At 67.7% G+C, this 21,573-nt stretch carries 21 protein-coding genes and 1 pseudogene; 12 read left to right on the top strand and 10 right to left on the bottom strand.

All coding sequences use genetic code 11. From position 1 onward, the window contains the following. Positions 1 to 171 precede the first annotated feature (171 nt). The 6 genes from DFR72_RS34195 to DFR72_RS34170 all read left to right on the top strand — a co-directional run bounded on the left by DFR72_RS34195 (position 172) and on the right by DFR72_RS34170 (position 6,996). The gene (locus DFR72_RS34195) at positions 172 to 2,736 is read left to right on the top strand and encodes an ATP-dependent Clp protease ATP-binding subunit (protein WP_090069939.1); all 2,565 of its coding nucleotides are present in this window, start codon (positions 172 to 174) and stop codon (positions 2,734 to 2,736) included. 190 nt (positions 2,737 to 2,926) lie between these two features. Then, a complete protein-coding gene (locus DFR72_RS34190) occupies positions 2,927 to 3,652 on the top strand; it encodes a YbaB/EbfC family nucleoid-associated protein (RefSeq protein ID WP_342768701.1) in 726 nt (241 codons plus the stop codon). After that, positions 3,649 to 3,963 (top strand): WXG100 family type VII secretion target, encoded by a 315-nt coding sequence (locus tag DFR72_RS34185; RefSeq protein ID WP_090069941.1) that lies wholly within the window; start codon positions 3,649 to 3,651, stop codon positions 3,961 to 3,963. Before DFR72_RS34190 ends, DFR72_RS34185 begins: the two co-directional genes overlap by 4 nt. 7 nt (positions 3,964 to 3,970) lie before the next feature. Further along, entirely contained in the window at positions 3,971 to 5,095 is a 1,125-nt protein-coding gene (locus DFR72_RS34180; RefSeq protein ID WP_245983739.1) for a hypothetical protein, read from the top strand. Between the two features lie 2 nt (positions 5,096 to 5,097). Beyond that, positions 5,098 to 5,967 (top strand): hypothetical protein, encoded by an 870-nt coding sequence (locus DFR72_RS34175; RefSeq protein ID WP_090069943.1) that lies wholly within the window; start codon positions 5,098 to 5,100, stop codon positions 5,965 to 5,967. Between the two features lie 258 nt (positions 5,968 to 6,225). Beyond that, positions 6,226 to 6,996, top strand: coding sequence for a hypothetical protein (locus tag DFR72_RS34170; protein ID WP_143086888.1), 771 nt, complete (start codon positions 6,226 to 6,228; stop codon positions 6,994 to 6,996). A 41-nt stretch (positions 6,997 to 7,037) separates the two neighbouring features. Here DFR72_RS34170 and DFR72_RS34165 read toward each other — a convergent pair whose 3' ends face one another. Beyond that, the gene (locus DFR72_RS34165; protein ID WP_211335637.1) at positions 7,038 to 7,670 is read right to left on the bottom strand and encodes a DUF6928 family protein; all 633 of its coding nucleotides are present in this window, start codon (positions 7,668 to 7,670) and stop codon (positions 7,038 to 7,040) included. A 95-nt stretch (positions 7,671 to 7,765) separates the two neighbouring features. Between DFR72_RS34165 and DFR72_RS34160 the strand changes: the two genes are divergently transcribed. Next, the gene (locus DFR72_RS34160; protein WP_245983738.1) at positions 7,766 to 8,785 is read left to right on the top strand and encodes an endonuclease/exonuclease/phosphatase family protein; all 1,020 of its coding nucleotides are present in this window, start codon (positions 7,766 to 7,768) and stop codon (positions 8,783 to 8,785) included. Here DFR72_RS34160 and DFR72_RS34155 read toward each other — a convergent pair. Genes DFR72_RS34155 through DFR72_RS34145 form a run of 3 tightly spaced genes read right to left on the bottom strand, consistent with a single transcriptional unit; the run spans position 8,757 to position 11,327 of the window. Beyond that, positions 8,757 to 9,551: an SIR2 family NAD-dependent protein deacylase gene (locus DFR72_RS34155; RefSeq protein WP_170176550.1), complete on the bottom strand. Its 795-nt coding sequence runs from the start codon at positions 9,549 to 9,551 to the stop codon at positions 8,757 to 8,759. The genes DFR72_RS34160 and DFR72_RS34155 overlap by 29 nt on opposite strands. Further along, positions 9,551 to 9,862, bottom strand: coding sequence for an antibiotic biosynthesis monooxygenase family protein (locus tag DFR72_RS34150; RefSeq protein ID WP_030480510.1), 312 nt, complete (start codon positions 9,860 to 9,862; stop codon positions 9,551 to 9,553). Before DFR72_RS34150 ends, DFR72_RS34155 begins: the two co-directional genes overlap by 1 nt. 10 nt (positions 9,863 to 9,872) lie before the next feature. After that, complete coding sequence (locus DFR72_RS34145) at positions 9,873 to 11,327, bottom strand: M1 family metallopeptidase (protein ID WP_090069948.1); 1,455 nt, start codon at positions 11,325 to 11,327, stop codon at positions 9,873 to 9,875. Between the two features lie 15 nt (positions 11,328 to 11,342). Between DFR72_RS34145 and DFR72_RS34140 the strand changes: the two genes are divergently transcribed. Then, positions 11,343 to 12,089: an alpha/beta fold hydrolase gene (locus DFR72_RS34140; protein ID WP_425459929.1), complete on the top strand. Its 747-nt coding sequence runs from the start codon at positions 11,343 to 11,345 to the stop codon at positions 12,087 to 12,089. Here the strand turns inward: DFR72_RS34140 and DFR72_RS34135 are convergent. The 3 genes and pseudogenes from DFR72_RS34135 to DFR72_RS34125 all read right to left on the bottom strand — a co-directional run bounded on the left by DFR72_RS34135 (position 12,038) and on the right by DFR72_RS34125 (position 14,483). Further along, a complete protein-coding gene (locus DFR72_RS34135; RefSeq protein ID WP_090069950.1) occupies positions 12,038 to 12,547 on the bottom strand; it encodes a 2'-5' RNA ligase family protein in 510 nt (169 codons plus the stop codon). The two genes, DFR72_RS34140 and DFR72_RS34135, sit on opposite strands and share 52 nt — an antisense overlap. Positions 12,548 to 13,036: 489 nt before the next feature. Continuing rightward, positions 13,037 to 13,900 (bottom strand): annotated as a pseudogene (locus tag DFR72_RS34130) (HhH-GPD family protein); the annotation flags it as partial. Between the two features lie 70 nt (positions 13,901 to 13,970). Beyond that, positions 13,971 to 14,483 carry a beta-class carbonic anhydrase gene (locus DFR72_RS34125; protein WP_090069953.1) on the bottom strand — a complete coding sequence of 171 codons (513 nt, stop codon included), beginning with the start codon at positions 14,481 to 14,483 and terminating at the stop codon, positions 13,971 to 13,973. Positions 14,484 to 14,637: 154 nt separating this feature from the next. Here DFR72_RS34125 and DFR72_RS45135 point away from each other — a divergent pair, with 154 nt between their 5' ends. Then, entirely contained in the window at positions 14,638 to 15,315 is a 678-nt protein-coding gene (locus DFR72_RS45135) for a hypothetical protein (RefSeq protein ID WP_143086889.1), read from the top strand. On the opposite strand, the gene DFR72_RS34110 is transcribed toward DFR72_RS45135, so the two are convergent. Beyond that, the gene (locus DFR72_RS34110) at positions 15,316 to 16,419 is read right to left on the bottom strand and encodes a LacI family DNA-binding transcriptional regulator (RefSeq protein ID WP_090069958.1); all 1,104 of its coding nucleotides are present in this window, start codon (positions 16,417 to 16,419) and stop codon (positions 15,316 to 15,318) included. It lies immediately after the preceding gene. Positions 16,420 to 16,535: 116 nt separating this feature from the next. Continuing rightward, the gene (locus DFR72_RS34105) at positions 16,536 to 17,591 is read right to left on the bottom strand and encodes a LacI family DNA-binding transcriptional regulator (protein ID WP_090069960.1); all 1,056 of its coding nucleotides are present in this window, start codon (positions 17,589 to 17,591) and stop codon (positions 16,536 to 16,538) included. A 222-nt stretch (positions 17,592 to 17,813) separates the two neighbouring features. Between DFR72_RS34105 and DFR72_RS34100 the strand changes: the two genes are divergently transcribed. From DFR72_RS34100 to DFR72_RS34090, 3 genes are read left to right on the top strand one after another with little or no spacing between them, the layout of a single operon-like run. Beyond that, positions 17,814 to 19,073, top strand: a complete 1,260-nt coding sequence (locus DFR72_RS34100; RefSeq protein ID WP_090069961.1) for an extracellular solute-binding protein — start codon at positions 17,814 to 17,816, stop codon at positions 19,071 to 19,073. Between the two features lie 57 nt (positions 19,074 to 19,130). Next, positions 19,131 to 20,048 (top strand): carbohydrate ABC transporter permease, encoded by a 918-nt coding sequence (locus DFR72_RS34095; protein WP_090069963.1) that lies wholly within the window; start codon positions 19,131 to 19,133, stop codon positions 20,046 to 20,048. Next, entirely contained in the window at positions 20,048 to 20,944 is an 897-nt protein-coding gene (locus DFR72_RS34090) for a sugar ABC transporter permease (protein ID WP_090070077.1), read from the top strand. Before DFR72_RS34095 ends, DFR72_RS34090 begins: the two co-directional genes overlap by 1 nt. Before the next feature lie 7 nt (positions 20,945 to 20,951). Here the strand turns inward: DFR72_RS34090 and DFR72_RS34085 are convergent, their stop codons facing one another. Then, on the bottom strand, positions 20,952 to 21,494 hold the full coding sequence (locus DFR72_RS34085; protein ID WP_090069965.1) for a dihydrofolate reductase family protein: 543 nt from the start codon (positions 21,492 to 21,494) through the stop codon (positions 20,952 to 20,954). Positions 21,495 to 21,573: the final 79 nt, after the last annotated feature.

Here is a 21,573-nt window from a genome sequence, read left to right as displayed (position 1 = left end):
CGTTGCTTCCGACCTGCGTTGATGCCGATGTCAATGTTCACCGGAGGCGGCTTGCCGCTGATGGGAGCCACAGGCCTCGGGACCGCCCACTACAGTGGAGCCACGGTGCCGCGCTCACCAGGGTAGATCGGTGGAGCCGAGGACCGCCGACGCAGCAGTCAGGGAGTGCGAATGTTCGAAAGGTTCACCGACCGCGCGAGGCGGGTGGTTGTCCTTGCCCAAGAAGAGGCACGGATGCTCAACCACAACTACATCGGCACCGAGCACATCCTCCTGGGTCTGATCCACGAGGGTGAAGGTGTCGCCGCCAAGGCGCTCGAGTCGTTGGGGATTGCGCTGGAGGGCGTCCGCCAGCAGGTCGAAGAGATCATCGGCCAGGGCCAGCAGGCTCCGAGTGGACACATCCCCTTCACCCCCCGTGCGAAGAAGGTCCTGGAGCTCTCGCTGCGCGAGGCGCTTCAGCTCGGCCACAACTACATCGGCACCGAGCACATCCTGCTCGGCCTGATCCGCGAGGGCGAGGGCGTCGCCGCCCAGGTCCTCGTGAAGCTCGGGGCCGACCTCAACCGGGTGCGTCAGCAGGTGCTGCAGCTGCTGTCCGGTTACTCCACCGAGAAGGGTGCGGCGGAGTCGACCGGTCGTGGCGAAGGCACGCCGTCGTCCTCCTTGGTGCTCGACCAGTTCGGGCGCAACCTCACGGCCTCTGCCCGTGAAGGCAAGCTCGACCCGGTGATCGGGCGCGCCAAGGAGATCGAGCGGGTCATGCAGGTGCTGTCCCGCCGCACCAAGAACAACCCGGTCCTCATCGGCGAGCCCGGCGTCGGCAAGACCGCCGTCGTCGAGGGGCTTGCCCAGATGGTCGTCAAGGGCGAGGTGCCCGAGACGCTCAAGGACAAGCAGCTCTACACGCTCGACCTCGGTTCGCTGGTCGCGGGCTCGCGCTACCGCGGTGACTTCGAAGAGCGCCTGAAGAAGGTCCTCAAGGAGATCCGCACGCGCGGCGACATCATCCTGTTCATCGACGAGATCCACACCCTCGTCGGTGCGGGTGCCGCCGAGGGCGCGATCGACGCGGCGAGCATCCTGAAGCCGATGCTGGCTCGTGGTGAGCTGCAGACGATCGGTGCCACCACCCTCGACGAGTACCGCAAGCACGTCGAGAAGGACCCCGCGCTGGAGCGCCGCTTCCAGCCGATCCAGGTGGGCGAGCCGTCGCTCGAGCACACCATCGAGATCCTCAAGGGCCTGCGCGACCGGTACGAGGCGCACCACCGCGTCTCGATCACCGACTCCGCGCTGGTCGCCGCCGCCACGCTGGCCGACCGGTACATCAACGACCGGTTCCTGCCCGACAAGGCGATCGACCTCATCGACGAGGCCGGCGCGCGCATGCGCATCCGCCGGATGACCGCGCCGCCAGACCTGCGCGAGTTCGACGAGAAGATCGCGGACGTCCGTCGCGACAAGGAGTCCGCGATCGACGCGCAGGACTTCGAGCGCGCGGCGAAGCTGCGTGACGCGGAGAAGCAGCTCCTGGGCCAGAAGGCCGAGCGGGAGAAGCAGTGGAAGGACGGTGACCTGGACGTCGTCGCAGAGGTCGACGACGAGCAGATCGCCGAGGTCCTCGCCAACTGGACCGGCATCCCGGTGTTCAAGCTCACCGAGGAGGAGACCACGCGTCTGCTCCGCATGGAGGACGAGCTGCACAAGCGGATCATCGGCCAGGTCGACGCGGTCAAGGCCGTGTCGAAGGCGATCCGCCGCACCCGCGCCGGTCTGAAGGACCCGAAGCGCCCCTCCGGCTCGTTCATCTTCGCCGGCCCGTCCGGTGTCGGTAAGACCGAGCTCTCGAAGGCGCTGGCGAACTTCCTGTTCGGCGACGACGACGCGCTCATCCAGATCGACATGGGCGAGTTCCACGACCGGTACACCGCGTCGCGGCTCTTCGGTGCCCCTCCCGGTTACGTCGGCTACGAAGAGGGCGGCCAGCTCACCGAGAAGGTGCGCCGCAAGCCGTTCTCCGTCGTGCTGTTCGACGAGATCGAGAAGGCCCACCAGGAGGTCTACAACACGCTGCTCCAGGTGCTGGAGGACGGCCGCCTGACCGACGGTCAGGGCCGGACGGTGGACTTCAAGAACACCGTCATCATCTTCACGTCGAACCTGGGCACGTCGGACATCAGCAAGGCCGTCGGCCTCGGCTTCACCTCGGGTCAGGACGGCGCGTCCAACTACGAGCGCATGAAGAACAAGGTCAACGACGAGCTGAAGAAGCACTTCCGCCCCGAGTTCCTCAACCGCATCGACGACATCATCGTCTTCCACCAGCTGACTCAGGACGAGATCATCAAGATGGTGGACCTGATGATCGCCCGCGTCGAGACGCAGCTGAAGAACAAGGACATGGCGATCGAGCTCACGGATCGCGCGAAGATGCTGCTCGCGAAGCGCGGCTTCGACCCGGTGCTGGGCGCCCGCCCGCTGCGCCGGACGATCCAGCGCGAGATCGAGGACACCCTGTCGGAGAAGATCCTGTTCGGCGAACTCCAGCCGGGCCAGATCATCATCACCGACGTCGAGGGCTGGGACGGCGAGTCGGACCAGCACGACAAGGCGCAGTTCGTGTTCCGCGGCGAGGCCAAGCCGAACCGCGTGCCCGACGCCCCGCCCGTCGACCTCACCGCCTCGGCGCCCGCCGCCGAGTCGCAGGACGCTCCTGCGAACGAGTCCGAGTGATCTAGACAGCACGTGAGAACGGCCCCCAGGCTTCGCGGCCTGGGGGCCGTTCTCGTGTCCGGTGGCTGTCCGCTTCCGGGTTCGACCGGTCGTCCGAAGACCCCCTGTCGCCCAAGTCACTCGGACACACCGATTCGCCCGTTTCGCGGCGCGCGCGAAACTCCACCTGCCACTATGGCGCGCGCTCCGCGTGATCTTGCGCGAGCAGGTGTCCCAGGAGGAGGTCCCAGTGTCGTCGGCGGCGTTCGAGCAACTGGTAGCTCAGTTCGAGCAGTTCCAGTCACGGATGCAGCGCGTTGACCAGCAGTTCGCCAACATCGGCGAGATGCAGCAACAGCTGACCGAGATGGAAGCGGTGGCCACCTCGGCCGACCGCGCTGTGACAGTCGTGGCAGGTCCGTCCGGCAGCATCAAGGCCATCAGACTGACCGAGCACGCCATGCGCAGGCCCGCGCACGCTTTGGCCGCCGAACTGATGTCGACGCTGCAGCAGGCCGTGGCCGAAGCCGCCCGCCGCCAGGCAGGCATCGTCGAGGGCGCCATCGGCGACGGCATGAAACTCTCCGACCAGGTCCTCGAAACCCAGGCACAGCTCTTCGGGATGTCCAAAGAGGAACTCCGTGCCGTGCGGTCCGACGAGACCGCACCTGCCCCGGCCCCGCACCACCCGCCGATGCCACCCGCGCCACCGGTGTCCCCGCCGATGCCACCCGCGCCAACGGTGTCCCAGACCGGAGCCCCGGTCCGCCAGGCCGCGCCACCCAACAGGACTGCTCCTGAACCGCAGGACGACTTCTCCGACCAGAACATCATGCGCGGCAACGCCTGGAACGACAGGTCGCAGCCGCCGCCCACCGCTCCGCCCAAGCAGGACGGCAAGTTCCTCAACCTCTACGACGACGAGGACGGCCGGTGAGCGGGTTCAGCGTCAGCCCGGAGGAGCTGCGGTCGTTCGCCGGCAAGCTCGACGGCCACCACAGCACGGCGAGCAAGATCGCCGAGCTGGTCGCGACGGCCGACGTCGGCGACAAGTCCTGGGGTGTGGTCGGGATCTTCGTCAAGGACCAGTACACGCAGATGCTCGGCGACCTCAAAGAGACGATGCAGGCGATGCAGGACGGCCTGCAGTCGGGTGCCGGCAAGTTCCGCGACACCGCCGAGGGTTATGCGCAGCAGGAAGAAGCGCTGAAGCAGCTCCTCGACGGCATCCAGGTCGAGCGGGGGTAGCGCGGCCGTGACAGAACCGGATCTCACCGTTCCAGGCCTGAGCGGCAAAGAAGGCACGCTCGAGGTCGAAGAGAAGTCCACCGGGGAGAAGGCGCTCGAGGCCACGCCGTTCGTCGGCAGCTTCATGAAAGCCTTGGAAGCATCGGGAAACGTCGGAGACCCCGGCGGTATCACCGCATTGGCTTCGGAAGGCAGCGCGCTGGTCAACTCGTTCAGCGAGGCCGCTCAGATCGCGACGGACCCGATCGGGTGGCTGGTCAACCAAGGTCTGAGCTTCCTCATCAGCATCTGCGAGCCGTTGGAAGACGCGATCCACTTCGTCAGTGGCGATGGCCCGGCTCTGCAACAGGCCGGGGAGAACTTCGGCAAGCTCGCGGAGGGCCTCACGAAGCTGAAGGAGGGGTTCGCCAGCGACCTGTCGAGTTCGGTGCAGGGCTGGGGTGGCGAGACGGCGGATGTGGCCGCCACGAAGCTTGGTGAGTTCGCCAGCGGCATCGACGGTGTCATCGGTCAAGCCGGTGAGCTTTCCCAGCTTCTGCTCATGTCATCGATGATCATGCAGGTGATCGAGGACCTCATCAAGGCCATCCTGACTGAATTGATCATTTGGCTGGTCATGATCTGGATCCCCGCCCTGGCGGCCGCCGTCCCGAGCCTCGGGTCGTCCACCGCGGCGGCCGGCGCCGCGACCGGTGTGCGGGCCGCGACCACTGTGAGCCGGGTGTCGCGCATCATCGCGAGGCTCAAGGCCTTCCTCGGCAAGATCCTGCAGTTCCTGCGCAACCTGCTGACCCGCACCAAGAACCTGGGCGCCGGCATGAAGAAGGCCATGGCGGACAAGAGGGCCAACGTCGTAGACGCGGACCGGCGGCGCGCACTGCCGGAGAACAAAGGTCTGTTCAAGGGCTGGGTGGACAAGAAGGACGGCTCGCAGGGCATCGTCGGCGAGCGCATGAACCAAGGTTTCTGGAGGTCGATGGGCGAAGCCGTCGGCATCGAGGCGGCGGCCCAGGTCGACGGTCGCAACGAAAAGGGACTGCGGAACGAAACGCTTCGGCAGCAGTCCGCTGAAGCGGGCGAAACCGGAACCGATTACTCGAAGCACCAGATCAAGGGATACCTGGACATCTGATCATGGACAAGCTCATCAAGGGTCTCTCGGAATTGCTGACCAGCCCGTTCTTCTTGGCGATGGTCGTTGGAGCCATCGTGGTCACCCTCGTTCGGCGGTGGCTCCACATCCGCAACCACAGGACGGCACGGGACGAGCAGATCGCCGCGTTGAACCCGTTGGCCGCCAGGCTCGGCGGAACGGTGATCAACCCGGAGCAGGGTGACACCGCGGCCTGGTCGGCCGGTTTCCTGGAGCCCGTGAGGAGCGACGGAAGTGCTTACGACACGGTGCTGAAGGGGAAGTGGCTGCGGCGGTCCAAGCCCCAGTGGGACCTCGCCATGGACTTCCGGCGGGGTGACTGGCACGTCCGGGTGACCGAGGCGGCGGTGCGGATCGCGGCGTACACCGGCTACGGGGTGCGCTGGGAGCAGGAGCACCGGATCGAGGTGGCCACCGCGCGCATGGCGCCGATGCGGATGGTCCGGCCGACCAGGTACATCGCCCCCGACCGGCCGGTCTTGCCCGCGGACTTCGAGAACCAGTGGAAGAGCTGGCTGTCCGAGCCGCCATCGACGGTGGGGGATCAGGCGGAGTGGCAGCGCGTGCAGCTCCCGTCCCCGATGGACAAGGAGTTCTTCGTTTGGGGGAGCGACCCTGCCGCGGCGGTCAGGGATCTGAACTTCGAAGCACTGCACTGGCTGATCGAACACGGGAAGCATCTGCCGTCGCACGCGGAGTCGATGCGGGTCACGTTCGAGGCCGGCATTGCCTACGTCGTCCTGGACAACCACATCGATCAGGCCGGCCTGATGGCTGTGGTCGACATGGTGGTCGGGTTGCTCGACCGGATGCCCGGCGCGCGGCCGAGGCACCCTGCGGCGACGCTCTGAGAGTCGGAGATTCGTTCGAGTTGAGCACCTGGCTGCGTGGGCGTTCTCCTCGGCGAGGTGTACGCGTTGGTGCCGCGCAGCCGCAGGTAGGCGAAACGCGCACGGTTAGCCGAGCAGGCCACCCGCGCGGAGCGCCCTGGCGACACGGTGGTGAACAGGCGTGATCGAAGGGTATCTGGACATCTGATGGTGGAAATCTTCAAGCTGTGGGTGACCGATTACCTGCTTCATCCTTTTGTTCTGACCAGCCTCGTCGGCATGATCTTGTTCATGGTCGTGCGGCGCTGGCTTCAGCTCCGCAGCCACGGGAAGGCTCGGGACGAGCAGATCGCCGCGCTGACCCCGCTGGCACAGCGTCTCGGCGGCAAGCTGCTCGGTCCTGACGAGGCGTCCATGTGGACGGCTGAACTGTGCAAGCCGTTCCGGAACGAGTTCTCGATCGCGTTCCGCTCCAAGCGGCAGTACGACCTGTCGCTGGACTTCCAGCGCGGTCCGTGGCACGTCAGGGTGACCGAAGCCTCGATCCGGTACGACAGCCGCGGCTTCGGTGTGCGCTGGCTGCAGCAGCACCGCATCGAGATCGCCACCGCTCGCCTGGCCCCGCTGAAGGTCACGAGGCCGAACAAGTACAACGTCAACAACGGACAGCCGTTGTCACCCGGCCGGCTTGAGTCCGAGTGGAAGCAGATCGTCAGCAACGAGCCCGAAACCGCGAAGCAGTCAGATGCCGAGTGGCTGCCGGTGCCGTTGCTGCCACCCATGGACCATGAGTTCTCCGCGTACAGCAGTGATCCCGCGGCTGCGGCCAGGGAACTGAACTTCGACGCGTTGCACTGGCTCCTCGATCACGAAGAAAGCCTTCCGGCCTGGGCGAAAGGGATGTCGCTGACCTTCGAGTCGGGCTTCGTCTACCTGGCCGCGTACGACCACATCTACCCGGACGACCTGCTGGCCGTGGTCGACACGATCTGCGGTCTGCTCGACCGCATGACCGGCGCGCGGCCGCGGCACCCTGCCGCGACTGTCTGACGATGTAGTCCTGGAATCGCGGCTCTGGCTCTTCGTGAGCCTCAGCGCGGCGTCACGGAGTAGCCCGCCAGCACGACCTCCTCCAGCTCCGGGTCGTCGTCCTCGTACGCGCCCTCGTAGTTGAAGCCGAACAGCTCGCGCAGGGCGGCCTCGGCCAGGTCGAGCGGGTGGAAGCGGAACGGGTACTCGTCGTCGGGGTCGAGGCTTTCGAGGAACTCCGGGTCGCCTGCCCGGTACTTCTCCTCGAACGGCAGGGGAGTGCCTACGTCGGCGATCACGCCGCTGTCCGGGGAGAGGCTGTACGCGCGGCGCAGCGTGCCGTCCGGCTCCCAGATGGCGTACGAGAAGAAGTCGACGACGCTGTGCATGGCGTGGAGGTACAGGGTGCGGCCGGCGGCCTCGCTGACGAAGTGGTCCGGCAGGTCTGTGTAGGAGTCGCCGGCGGCCTCCCACGTGCAGATGATCGACAGGCCGGGGAACACGCCGGCGTAGACGGTGCCCTCCGGCGGGTTGCCGTAGTGGAGGTTGCCGTCCTCGATCGGGCGGATGTCGTGTGACGGGTAGAGGCGTTCCACGAAGGCGGCCGTGGCCTCGCGGTCGATCTTCGGTGTTGCGCGCAGGACCTTGCTGACGTCGTCGGATGCGTAGAACAGCATCCAGTCCTTGGCTCCCATCGGGCCCCCTCTCGGTTGGTCGGGATCAGCATGGCGGAGGGGTCTGACAATTTCCGGCGGGCAACGGGACCGGGACGTGGACCGTCCTTTCTGGTGTGAGCACACCGGAGACCGACGCGCGCTCGGGCACACTGCACGACGTGGTCACCACCGAGGTGAAGCCGCCCCGAAGCGGTTTCGCCACGTTCCTGCTGGTCTTGTGCGCGATGGCGTTCGTCATTGCGGCGCTGGTCAGGCTGCTCGGCATCGACGGCACGCGGTACATGATCGCCGCGACGTCGCTGACCCCGTATATCACCGTCGTGGGCTTGCTCATCGGGTTGTTCGCGTTGTTCCGCAAGCGGTGGGTCATCGGGCTGACGATGACCGTGGTGGGGGTCGTGCTGGTCGCGAACCTGGCGCCGCGGGCGTTTCCCGACGCGCGGCCGAACGGGGTGGGGCAGCAGGTCAGGCTGATGACGGCGAACCTGCTCACCGGCATCGCGGACGCGGAGTTCATCGTGCAGGAGGTCAGGAAGCGCAACATCGACGTCCTGGCGTTGCAGGAGCTGACTCCGCAGATGGTGGGTGACCTCGACCGGGCGGGTCTGCGGCAGGTGCTGCCCAACCGGGTCTTCCTCGACGAACCGGGCGGGTCGGGCAGCGGCATCGCCTCCCGGTTCCCGCTCTCGCAGCGGAACCTGACGCCGCCGAGCACGTTGCAGCAGGCAGGGGCGCTCGTCGACCTGCCGGGCAAGGACATCGAGGTCGTCTCGGTGCACCCGTTGCCGCCGGTCGTCACCGCGGGACCCGAGGCCTGGCAACGAGAGCTCGCCGGGCTGCCCGCGCCGGACTCGACCGGTGCGATCAGGGTGCTCGCCGGCGACTTCAACGCCACGCTCGACCACGTCGGCCTCACGCGGCTGCTGAACAAGGGCTACGTGGACGCGGCCGACCAGGTCGGCAAGGGGCTGATCCACACCTGGCCGAGCGCCAGCGGGTTCTGGCCGCCGCCGGTCACCATCGACCACGTGCTGGTGGACTCGAAGCTCCTGGTGGACACGCTCGACGTGTTCGACGTGCCCGGCAGCGACCACCGGGCCGTCGTCACGCAGTTCGTCGTGCCAAGGCTGTGAGGGCTTCCAGCGCGCCGACCGGCAACGACACCCCGCGGCCGTGCCGGACCTCCGGTTCGCGGACGTTGATCCGGATCAACGCGCCGTTGGCGGCGCTGGCCAGCTCGGCCTGACGCCGCACGGTCGGCACGGCGGTGCCGGCGCCGATCTCGACCACGACGAGCCTGCGCTGGTTCCTGCGCCACGCCGTCAGCTCGTCGAGCTGCCGCTGGCTGCGGTGCGGCACCCAGCCCCAGTCGCCGAACATCAGGATGTTGGGCCGCGCCAGCCCGCCACACGACGGGCACGACGGCAGCTCGCCCCTCGCCCGCATCGTCACCGGGTCGATCGCGACGTCGAACGAGCACTCCCAGATCTCGTCCGTGCACGGCTCCACGCACTGGGCGTGGTGGATCGACCCGTGAACCTCGGCGACGTCCGTGAAACCCGCCTTCTGGAACTGTCCGTCCACATTGGACGTGAAAACGCGTGCACCCCACGACCGCAGCACGGCGAAACCCTCGTGCGGCACGGTCGCGCGGTACAGGGCGAGCCGATGGCCGTAGAAACCCCACGCCAGCGCGGGATCGTCGGCGAAGTGCACCGGGTCGGCGATCTCCTCGAACTTCAGCCCGAGCCGCTCGTAGGGCGGGTACGCCCGCCAGAAGCCCTCGGTGCCGCGGAAGTCGGGAAGACCCGAGTCGACCCCCATGCCGGCACCGGCGCAGACGAGCACGGCGTCCGCGCCGGCGATCAGCTCGGCGGCTCTGTCGTAGGACTCCTCGATCACTGCTTGGGCTTGCTGCCCAGCACGACCTCGAACTCCAGCAGGTCGGCACCGCTCGACACGGGCCGTGCGCGCTCACCCGAGTGAGCGGCCGCACCGGCCTCGCCGTCGCGCCACGCGGTGAAGGCCTCGTCGGTCTCCCAGTGCGTGACGACGAAGTAGCGGTCCTCGCCCGCGACGGGGCGCAGGAGCTCGAAGCCGAGGAAGCCGGGCTGGTTGTCGACCGCGCCCAGGCGGGCGGCGAACCGCTTCTCCAGCTCGGGGCCGTTGCCCTCGGGAACCTTGATCGCGTTGATCTTCACGACTGCCATGACGACCACCCTAGCGGCGCACACCGGCAGGCAGCAGGTACTGATCTTCCGGAATGCCCGACTTGCGGAACCACGCCGCGAAGAACCCGTCGAGCGGCTGCCCGGAAGCGGCCTTGAAGTGCTCCTCGAACTCCGGCCACGAGGCGTTGCCGTCGCGGTGCTTCACCAGCCACGACTGCAGCGCCTTGAAGAACACGTCGTCACCGACCTGCTTGCGCAGCGCGTGCATGCCCATCAGGCCCTTGTCGTAGACACCGCGGAACTCGTTGCCCTTGCCCATGTCGTAGAGCTTCGGCGCCCAGAACGCCGCCCGGTCGCGCCGCTGTTCGACCTGGTCGCGGTAGCGCTGGTCGAGGTCCGTGCCCTCCTTCTCCAGCCACAGCCACTGCGCGTAGGACGCGAGGCACTCGTTCAGGCAGATGTCCGCCCAGTTCTCGATCGAGACCGAGTCGCCGAACCACTGGTGGGCGTTCTCGTGCACGACCGTCTCCAGGTCGGCCCAGGCGGCGTAGATCGGACGGGTCTGGGTCTCCAGCGAGAACCCGATCTGGTCCGCGACCCAGATGCTGCCCGCCGCGCGCTGCGGGTACGGGCCGAACTTCGTCGCCAGGTACGCGAGGACCTCCGGCCCCTGGGACTGGATCGGCTTCTTGGAGGCGGACGTGCCGGGCGCGTAGGCGTCGACGACCGGCGTGCCGTCGGGCAGCTTCGAGCGCACGACCTCGAACTTGTCGATCGCCACGGTGGCCAGGTACGTCGCGAGCGGCGTCTCCTCCGACCAGGTGAACGTCGTCCAGCCGCCGTCGCGGGTCGCGGGGCCTTCGAGGCCGTTCGAGATCACCGTCCAGCCGTCCGGCACGCGGGCCGCGACCTTCAGCGCCGCCTTGTCGCGCGGGGTGTCGTTGGCGGGGAACCACGTCGTCGCGGAGTGCGGCTGACCTGCGGCGAACGCTCCGCCGGTGGACGAGATCTGCCAGCCGCTGCGACCCAGCGAGGCGTCGTTGATCGTCGTGGGCTCACCGCCGTAGGTGATGGCGGTGGTGAACGGCCTGCCCTTCGCGAGCGGCGCGGCCGGCGTGATGACCAGCTCGTGGTCGCCCTCCTGCACGAACTTCGCGGGCTGCCCGCCGACCTTCACCTCGCTGACCTCCAGGCCCTCGAGGTCGAGGTTGAAGCGCGAGAGGTCCTGGGACGCGGTCGCGGTGACGGTCGCGACGCCGTCGAGCTTCTTCGACCCCGGGTCGTAGGTGATCGCGAGGTCGTAGAGCGTGACGTCGTAGCCGCTGTTGCCGTCCGTCGGGTAGTACGCGTCGCCCGCGCCCGCCCCTGCCTCCACCGCGGCCTGCGGCGACGTCTCCTGGCGCGCCTGCTGCGCGGGGTCGCCGCCCGGCGTTCTGAACACCACGAGCAGACCTGCGACGAGCACGACCAACACCAGGGCGATCAGGTACGGGCGGGCCTTCATGCGTTAATCATCCCTGTGTCGGTGGTGGAGTTCGGCGGAACGGGTCAAGGCGTACTGCTCCTGCACGGTCTGATGAGCAGGGCCACCGCCTGGTGGCCGGTCGCGCAGTGGCTCAGGCCGTTCGGGCGCGTGGTCGGCTTCGACCAGCGCGGGCACGGCCGCAACCCGCGGCGGGGACCGTTCCGCACCGAGGACTTCGTCACCGACGCCGCCGCGGTGATCGAGGAACTGGACCTCGGGCCCGCCGTGGTGATCGGGCACTCCATGGGAGGGCTGCACGCGTGGTGTCTCGCGGCATCCCGACCGGACCTGGTCAGCGCGATTGTGGTCGAGGACTTCGCCCCGGACAACAGGGGCAGGACGATCGACGAGTGGAAGTGGCTCTTCGACGCCTGGCCGGTGCCCTTCCAGTCGCTCGGGCACGTGACGTCGTACTTCGGCGCGCCGCTGTTCGCCGATTACTTCGAGGAACGCGAGGACGGCTGGCACCTGATCGCCGAGATGGACGACCTGTACGAGATCGCCGGCCACTGGGGCACGCGGGCCTACTGGGACTTCATCGACGCCGTCGAGTGCCCGTCGCTGGTGATCGAGGCGGGCAGGGGCGGCCAGCTACCAGGGCAGATGGAGGAGGCGGCACGGCGTTCCCGAGGCCGGTACCTCTACGTCGAGGAAGCCGGTCACGTCGTGCACGACAGCGCGCCGTGGGTCTACCGAGGCGCTGTGGAGGCCTTCTTGAGCACGTCGACCTCGCCGGTCTGAGTGTCGACGATCGACACCTCGCGGACCTTCGCGCGGATCGGCTCGACCGGGAAGATCGCGGCGAACGCGGCCTTCATCGCGTCGTCGTCGATGTCGTGCGCAAGCGTGCAGTGCGGGACCCAGTTGCCCGGCAAGTAGTAGGCGCTCGGGTTCTTCACGTTGCTCGCCAGCACGTCGTGGATGGCGGAGTGCACGGCCAGCAGTTCGGTGTCCACCACGGCCGACAGCATCAGCACGTTGTCGGCCGTCGAGAACGTGCTGAGCGAGTGCAGGTAGAGGTCAGGCAGCCACAGCCGGCCCAGGTCCTCCCGCAGTTCCTTGCGGACCTTGGGACCGATGGTGCTCGCGACGGCGTAGGTGAGGTGCGGCGGGTAGGCGTGTTTCGCACCGATGCGTCGTTGCAGTTCGCGGACCTTCTTGTCCGCTTCGTCGTCGAAGAACGCCACCAGCGCGTGCATTCAGTGCTCCCAGGTAGAGGCGAACAGGCCGTCCGCGTCTGCTCGACCAGGCCGTCGTCCAGCGGCGAGACCAGGCACTTCTCGCGCTGCATCACGTCATTCCGGACGATGTCGAGGGTGCGCAGCCACAGGTCCGGCATTCGCAGCCGTTCGAGGTTCTCGCGCAGCTCCTTGCGGATCCTGGGCTGATGACGCTCGCGGCGGCGTAGGTCGGGCGGAGTGCGTGGGATTGTTCAACACCCAGATTGTTCAACAATCCGACGAGGCTACGTTCCGGGTCGGTATCGAGGAAGGCGACCTGGGCGTGCATCAGCTTGTGCCCTTGTCGGATTGTTCAACGATCCTCTCGCCAGGCACGGGAAAGAGGCCATCGTTGGATCGTTCAACAATCCGCTCATTCGGCAGAGGGAAGAGGCTGCCGTCGGATGGTTCAACAATCCCCTCATTCGACAGAGGGGAGAGGCTGTCGTTGGATCGTTCAACAATCCCTTCGCCGGGCAGGTGGAAGAGGCCGTCGTGGGATTGTTCAACAAGTCCATCGCTCAACAAGGACACCAGGCACTTCTCGCGCTGCATCGCGTCGCTCCAGACGACGTCGAGCTGCATCTTGGGCACCGGCCCCGGCGCACCCCGCAGCACGTCCAGCAGCCTGCCCCGCACCTGGCGGTCGGTGCCGGCGAACTTCTGCACCTTCTTCTCGGGCCCCGCATAGGCAGGCCGCCCAGCCAACTGCCACGCACACTCGGCGAACAACGGGCAGTCCGCGCACTTCTGGTTCTTCGCCGTGCAGATCAACGCACCGAGCTCCATCAACGCCGCCGAGAACACCGCGGCGTCCTCCTGACCCTCGGGCAGGATCGCCTCGACGTCACGGAGATCGCGCTTGGTCGAAGGCGGCCCGGCGTCACCGGCCCCGTGCACAGCGCGCGCAACCACCCGCCGGACGTTCGTGTCGACGACGGCGCACTTCTGCCCGTACGCGAACGTGGCCACCGCACGAGCCGTGTAGCTGCCGATGCCGGGCAGCGACTCGAGCGTCTCGATGTCCGACGGCACCACGTCGCCGTGGTCGCGGGCGATCGCGGTGGCGGCCTCGTGCAACCGCATGGCACGCCGTGGATAGCCGAGCTTGCCCCACATCCGCAGGACCTCGCCCTGCGAGGAGGCCGCCATCGCGGAGGGCACGGGCCAGCGCGCCAGCCACTCGTGCCAGATCGGTCCGACGCGGGAGACCGGCGTCTGCTGCAGCATGATCTCGCTGATCAGCACACCCCAGGCGGTGCAGTCGGGACGGCGCCACGGCAGGTCTCGGGCCGCGGTGTCCCACCAGCCCAGCAGCAACTCGTGATTCATCGCCCGCCATTGTCGCGCAACGAAAAGGCCCCCCGGAGGGGGCCCTTCACAACGAACCTCGAAGCGAACTTCAGGCGGCGGCGGTCTCGGCGGCGTCGACCTCGCGCAGCTCGCCGGTGTGCACGTCGTAGACGAACCCGCGGATCTTGTCGGTGTGCGGGATGAACGCGCTGTGGCGGAGGCGTGCCATCGACCCGCGCACGCTCTGCTCGACGACCTTGAACGCCTCGACGGCCCAGGTCGGGCGCAGGCCGGTGTCGGCCTCCAGCTCGTCCTTGAAGTCGTCCTCGGTCACCATCTCCAGGCCGCAGTTCGTGTGGTGCACGAGCAGGACCTCGCGCGTGCCGAGCTTGCGCTGGCTCAGTGCGAGCGATCGGATCGCGTCGTCGGTGACGACACCACCCGCGTTGCGCAGCACGTGCGCCTCACCCTGCTTCAAGCCGAAGATCTCGAACACCCGGATGCGCGAGTCCATGCAGGTCAGAATCGCCACCTGCAGGGACGGCTTCGCGGACGAACGGTCTCCGGGAACCACGTTCCCGAGCTCGTAGTTCCGCTTGAGCAGTTCGTCGATCGCGGTCATGTGACACACCTCCATGGCCTACCGGCGGACCCCGCGTCGATTGGAACCGGAGTTAGCGCACGTTCACAAGGGGTTTCCGCTCAATATCACGTTCACCGGATCGAGCGATGCTCGCCTCCCGCTGGATCAGAGCTGGTCGAGTTACGTTCGGGCCGTGATCGAGCCCACAGGTCCGCTGTCGTCCACGGTGTACTGGCGCCGCCGTCTCGCCGCGATCGGGGCCGGGCTGGTCACACTCCTGCTCGTGATCTGGATCGTCGGGATGTTCGGCTCCGACGCCGAGACCGCGCAGCCCACGAACGCCGCCGCGTCGGCCTCGAACCCGCCGCCGAGCATGTCCGAGAGTCCTGCTCCGGCGTCGTCCTCATCAACGACTCAGCCGACGCCGCCGCCCTCGCCGACGGAGACCACGCCACCGCCCCCACCTCCCGGGCCGCCGCAGCCCTGCCCGGACGACGTGATCGGGGTCTTGGCGAAGGCGAACAAGCCCTTCTACACCATCGGTGACCAGCCGGAACTGTCCATGGACGTGGTCAACACCGGGCCGGTGCCGTGCATCAGGGACATCGGACGTCAGCACCGCGAGCTCACGGTGCTGACCGCGGACGGCGCGACGGTGCTGTGGTCGAGCAACCACTGCCTTTCGGCGGTGGGCTCGGAGACCCGCGTGATGCAGCCGAAGGAGATCTTCAACTACGGCACGAAGTGGGCGGGCTCCACCTCGAAGCCGGGGTGCGGGGCCCACACGCGCGTCGGGCCCGGCGACTACCTGCTGGTGGCGAAGCTGGCCGGGAAGGCCAGCTCACCCACCGTCTTCAGGCTCGAGCACTGATCACGGCCCGAACCAGCGCTCCTCGGCACCACCGCGCGGCGGCCCCGAGGTCTTGCCGATGATCAGCTCGGTCGCGAGGTTCACCGACCGCGGCCGCGAGCGCTCGTTCGTGTCGAGCAGCAGCTTGCCCGCCGCCCGGCCCTTCTCCAGCACCGGCTGGCGGACCGTCGTGAGCCCGGCCTCCTCGCCGCCGCGGATGCCGTCGAAGCCGGTGACGGTGATGTCGTGCGGCACGCGCAGGCCGCGGCGGCCCGCCTCGGTCATCGCGCCCAGGGCGAGGACGTCCGAGGTGCAGATGAGGGCGGTGACCTGCGGGTCGCGGTCGAGGACCTGGGCCGCGCCGGACGCACCGGAGGCCATGTTGTGGTCGAAGCGCTCGACGACGGGCACCTGCGACCAGTCGACGCCGGCCTCGCTGAACGCCTCGGCCAGGCCGGACAGGCGGTTGCGCTGCACGTGGAAGTGGGCGGCGTGCTGGCGATCCGGCGTCACGAAGCCGTCGTTGCGGTCACGCGCGAGACGCATGCACACGACGCCGATGCGGCGGTGGCCCAGACCGATCAGGTGCCTGGCGAGGTCGTACATCGCGCCGCGGTCGTCGATGCCGACGCGGTCCACGGTGCCGAGGTCCGGCTGGTCACAGACGACGGTGGGCACCGGGCGCTCCAGCACGGCGGCGAGGTGCGGGTCGTCGTCCGGCACCGAGTAGACGACGAAGCCGTCGACGCCGGCGCGGTGGACGGACGCGACGTCCTCGCGTTCGGGGTTCGCGGGCACCAGCAGCAGGCCGGTGCCGGCGTCCTCGCACGCCAGCGCGAGGCCCTCGAGGAAGCCGATCGCGGCCGGGTCGCGGAACGCGTAGGAGAGGTTCTCGGTGAGCAACAGGCCCACCGCCCCGGCCTTGCGCGTGCGCAACGAGCGCGCCACAGGATCCGGGCCGGGATAACCCAGCCTTCGGGCCGTGTCCAACACCCGCCGACGCAGCTCGGGAGAGAGCTGGTCGGGCCGGTTGTACGCGTTGGACACCGTTGTCCGGGAAACGCCCAGCTCAGCGGCCAGAGAGGCCAGCGTCGCCGGACGTCGCACATGCATCGACCGCGCCATGAAAGGACCGTAACGGTTCAGAACCAATACGTGAAGTCAGGGTGACCTGCGTCCCTCAAATGACGCATCCGCCCTGGTTGACCCATCTGCCTTGTTCAGAAGTTGGTCCAGACCAATTAGGGCAATCGGTCATCTCGTTTCGGAGGCGCAGACGATTCCCTCACGACGAGCCGCGGCCGGAAGACGCGGGTGTAGTTGTCGGTGCTCTGCCTGCGGCGATCCGGGTCCAGGCGCAGCACGAGCTCGTCGATCGCGGCCGCGGCCATCTCCTCGATCGGCTGCGCGAGCGTGGTCAAAGCGGGCGACGAATAGGCAGCCAATGGAATGTCGTCGAACCCGACCACCGAAAGCTCTTCGGGTATCGAGATCCCCCTTTGATGTGCCTCGCGCATGACGCCGAGCGCCATGTGGTCGGAGGAGCAGATCACCGCCGTCGGGCTCACCGTGTCGAGCAGCCGCGCCACGGCCTGACCGCCGCCCTCCGCGCTGAACGGCGCGTGCGAGACGTACTCCGACCCCGCCGGCAGGTGGTCCTCCTCGAGCGCTGCGGCCCAGCCGGCGCGCTTCAGCCGGGACGGCAGCGAACGCGCGGGGCCCGAGACGAACCCGATCCGCTGGTGCCCGAGCTCGATCAGGTGCCTGGTCGCCATGTAGCCCGCGAGCTGCTCGTCGACCGTCACGTCGGGCACGTCCAGCGCGGGCGTGGCGCCGTTCAGGAAGACCATGTGGACGCCGTCCGCCAGGAGCTTCGCGTAGTAGCTCGGGCGCGGCGCCTGGCCCAGCGGCACCTCGACGTTGGTGATCTCCGGTGACACGAACACCATGCCCTCGACCCCGCGGGCCAGGAGCATCCGGACGTACTCCTCCTCGCCCATCGGGGCGCCGCTGCGGGTGTTGCACAGCAGCGACGAGTAGCCCAGGCGCGCGGCCCGCGTCTCCAGCGCCTCGGCGAACGCGGGGAAGACCGGGTTCGAGAGCTCCGGCACGAGGAGGCCGATCACGCCGGTGCGTTGCAACGCACCGAGGCCGCGCGGGGTGTACGGCATCTCCGCGAGGACCGACAGCACCCGCTGGCGGGTCTCCTCGTTCACACCTGCGCGCCTGTTGAGAACACGGCTCACGGTCGAGATGGACACCCCGGCTGCCCTCGCGATCTCGGACAGTCCGGACACGTTGCCTCCCAGCTCAGATCAGGTTTGGCGCAAGCCTGCCGTGTTAGGAAAAATTTTGCAACGCGCGTTTGCAAGACAGGGCCGTTACGGCTTGGTTACGGTTCACATCTTGACCTGACCATGGTTCTGGTAGTGAAATCGCCCGCAACATTCTCGCAAAACCTTGCAAGACCCTCGTCTCACTCGGAGATGAGGCCCCAGCTGGAGGGAACGGCAGCAACGATGCGACGGACAACCCTCGTGACCGCCATGGCGACGGGTGTCGCCCTCGTGCTCACCGCCTGCGGAAGCGGTGGATCGAGCAGCAACAGCGGATCCGACTCGGGCGAGGTGACCTTCTGGGACACCAGTGGTCCCAACGAGAGCCCGGTCTTCAAGAAGCTCGCGGAAGGCTGTGCCACCAAGGACGGCTACAAGGTCAAGGTCGAGACGCAGGCCTTCGACGGCGCGCTCAACAACTACAAGACCGCCGCCCAGGGTGGTCAGGGCCCCGACGTCTTCCGGTCCGAGGTCGCGTGGGTGCCGCAGCTCGCGAAGCTGAGCTACGTCGCCGACCTGTCCGACACCGACCTCGCGAAGGACACCTCCGACTTCGTGGAGGCCGCGCTGGGCTCCACGAAGTACGAGGGCAAGACCTACGCGGTGCCGCAGGTGACCGACTCGCTCGCGTTGCTGTACAACAAGAAGAAGCTCGCCGACGCCGGTGTCGAGCCGCCGAAGACGTGGGACGAGCTCAAGGCCGCGGCCTCGAAGCTGGGCGGCGAGAAGTCCTTCTTCCTCAACAACGACGCGTACTACGCGCTGCCGTTCATCTACGGCGAGGGCGGCGACCTGGTCGACGCGTCCGCCAAGAAGATCGTCGTGAACTCCGCGCAGAACGTGAAGGCGCTGGAGACCGCGAAGGGCCTGCTCGACGCCAAGGCCGCCACCACGGCGCTCGACGCGACGAACTCCTACTCGAACATGCAGGCCGCGTTCACCAGCGGTGAGGCCGCCATGGTCATCAACGGTCCGTGGGCCGTCGCCGACTACCTCAAGGGCGCCGCGTTCACCGACAAGGCGAACCTCGGCATCGCGCCGGTTCCCGGCCCGTCCGCCGGCAAGGGCAGCGCGCCGGTCGGTGGCCACGACTACGTGATCCGCCAGGGCACCAAGGCGAAGCAGTCGTCCGTGAAGTTCATCCAGTGCATGGCCTCGGTCGAGTCGCAGGCGACCATCGCCAAGGAACTGGGCCTGCTGCCGACCCGCAAGTCGGCCTACCAGAACGCCGACGTCAAGGCCAACGAGGTCGTGGCCGCGTTCGAGCCGGTCACCAAGACCGCGCACGAGCGTCCGTGGATCCCCGAGGGCGGCGAGCTGTTCGACCCGCTGAAGGTCGGCTACGCGGACTTCCTGGCCGGCAAGAAGGACGCCAAGACCGCTCTTGACGACGTCGCGAAGGCGTACAAGGAGAAGGTCGTCACCGAGTACTCGATCGGCTGATCGTGTTGAGCGGCCGGGGCTTCACCGCCCCGGCCGTTCGCCGGAAGGAGAGTCTCGGTGCGTCGGTTCCTGGACAGGTACTGGTACGCGTATGCGATGGTGCTGCCGGTCGTGGTGGTCATCGCGGTGTTGGTGCTCTACCCGCTCGCGCAGGGCGTGTTCTTCACCTTCACGAACATCAACGAGGGCAACATCGCCAACCCGATCCTCGATCGGCCGGCCACCTACGACGTGGTGGGGTTCAAGAACTACCTCAACGTGCTGTCCGGCGGCGAGTCGTTCGGTGCGTTCTGGGGCACGTTGGTCCGCACGCTGATCTGGACCTTCTCGTGCGTGTTCCTGCACTACACCGTCGGTCTCGGCCTGGCGATGCTGCTGAACCGGCAGGTGCGCGGCCGTGCGCTCTACCGCGTGCTGCTGATCCTCCCGTGGGCCGTGCCCGGGTTCATCAGCGCGTTCGCGTGGAAGTACATGTTCAACGCGCAGTACGGGATCATCAACCAGCTCCTGCGCTCGGTCGGCCTGCCCGACCCGGTGTGGCTCGGCCAGTCCGACTGGGCGCTGGTGTCGGTGATCATCGTGAACGTCTGGCTCGGCGTGCCGTTCATGATGGTGGCGCTCCTCGGTGGCCTGCAGTCGATTCCGGGTGACCTCTACGAGGCGGCCGAGATCGACGGCGCCACGTCGTGGCAGCGCTTCCGGCACGTCACGTTGCCGGGCCTGCGTTCCGTGTCGTCGACGGTGGTCCTGCTGGGCGTCATCTGGACGTTCAACATGTTTGCGGTGATCTACCTGATCGCCGGTCCGAACCCGAACGCCCGGATCCTGGTCACCTACGCGTTCGAACGCTTCTTCTCCGGCGCGTCCCGCGATTACGCCATCGCGTCGACCTACGGCGTGCTGATCCTTTCGGTGCTGTTGGTGTTCGCCACGATCTACCGGCGTGCACTGCGCAAGCAGGGCGAGGTGTGGTGATGACGCTCGACGCTTCGTCTCTGAAGATGGTGCAGGCCGCTGGACCGGTCCGCCGTCGGTCCGACAGGTCCAGGGGTGCCTCGATCGCGTTGCACGCCACGCTGGTCGTTGCTTCGGTCATCGCGGTGTTCCCGGTCTTCTGGGTGTTCGTCACCTCGCTGAAGCCGGACGCCCGCGCGGTCGAGCCGACCCCGAAGCTGTTCAACGAGTCCTCTTTGGACAACTACACCCGCGTGCTGTCGGGCGAGAAGGGCGACTTCCTCGCCTGGTTCGGCAACTCCGTGCTGATCGCGCTGATGACCACGGTGATCGGCGTCTTCATCTCGGCCACCGCCGGGTACGCGGCCTCGCGGTTCCGGTTCCCCGGCAAGCGCGGCCTGATGATGTCGTTCCTGCTGGTGCAGATGTTCCCGTTCGCGGTGCTGATCGTGCCGCTGTACAACATCCTGATCGCGTTGGGGCTCAACGGAACGTCGTTCGGCCTCGTGCTGGTCTACTGCACGACCGCGGTGCCGTTCTGCACGTACATGCTCAAGGGCTACTTCGACACGGTGCCGACGGACATCGACGAGGCCGGCCGGGTGGACGGCCTGTCGCCGTTCGGCGTGTTCTGGCGGTTGATCATGCCGCTGGCCAAGCCGGGCCTCGCCGTCACGTCGTTCTACGCGTTCCTGACGGCCTGGGGCGAGGTGGCGTTCGCGTCCGCCTTCCTGTCGGCGGCGGACGAGTCGAAGACGCTGGCGGTCGGGCTGCAGGTGTTCGTGCAGCAGAACAGGACGGAGTGGGGGCACCTCGCCGCCGCGTCCATCCTGGTCGCGATCCCCGCGATCGTCGTGTTCTACCTGGTGCAGCGATTCCTGGTGCAGGGCCTCGCGTCCGGCGCGGTCAAGGGCTGACGGTCTCTCACTGGCTGGTCTGCCGCACCGGCCGATACCGCACGTCCACCTCCGAGTGGGGGTCGGCGGTGTCGAGCCGGTGCAGGTGGATCGGTACCCCACCGGGGTTGTCGTAGAACCGGACGCCGTCGCCGAGCAGCACGGGTGCGATGTGCAGGGCGATCTCGTCGAGGAGCCCCCGCTCGATCAGCTGACGGCCGATGGTCGGCGAGAACACCTCGAGGTCCTTGCCGTCCGCGGCTTCGAGCCCGATCCGCACCGCCTCGGCCACGTCGCAGGTCAGGAACGTGACGCCCTCGGCGGGCGTCGCGTCCTCCGGGTGGTGGGTCAGGATGAAGAGCTTCCCCACGAACTGGCCGCCGTACGCGGTGCTGGGGTCCGGGAACTGGTCCCAGCCCTTCCGGCCGCCGAGGATGGCGCCCGTGCGCTCGGCGTAGCCGCTGACGAGGTCGGGCCGGTCGGTCGTGTGGGCCAGCCAGCCGAAGCCGTTGTCCGGGGCGGCCACGAAGCCGTCCAGTGACATCGAGAAGTGCAGTCGCACGTTGCCCATCGGTTCTCCTCCTGTGTTCTGTGTTCGAAGAGGTAGACCGGGGCGCCGCGGAGAACTCATCGGCCCCTTCGGAACGTAA

It is taken from the genome of Lentzea flaviverrucosa (assembly GCF_003350445.1).
Taxonomy (GTDB): domain Bacteria; phylum Actinomycetota; class Actinomycetes; order Mycobacteriales; family Pseudonocardiaceae; genus Lentzea; species Lentzea californiensis.
The sequence above is the reverse complement of the archived record's forward strand: the minus strand, read 5'-3'. Positions and strand labels throughout refer to the sequence as shown.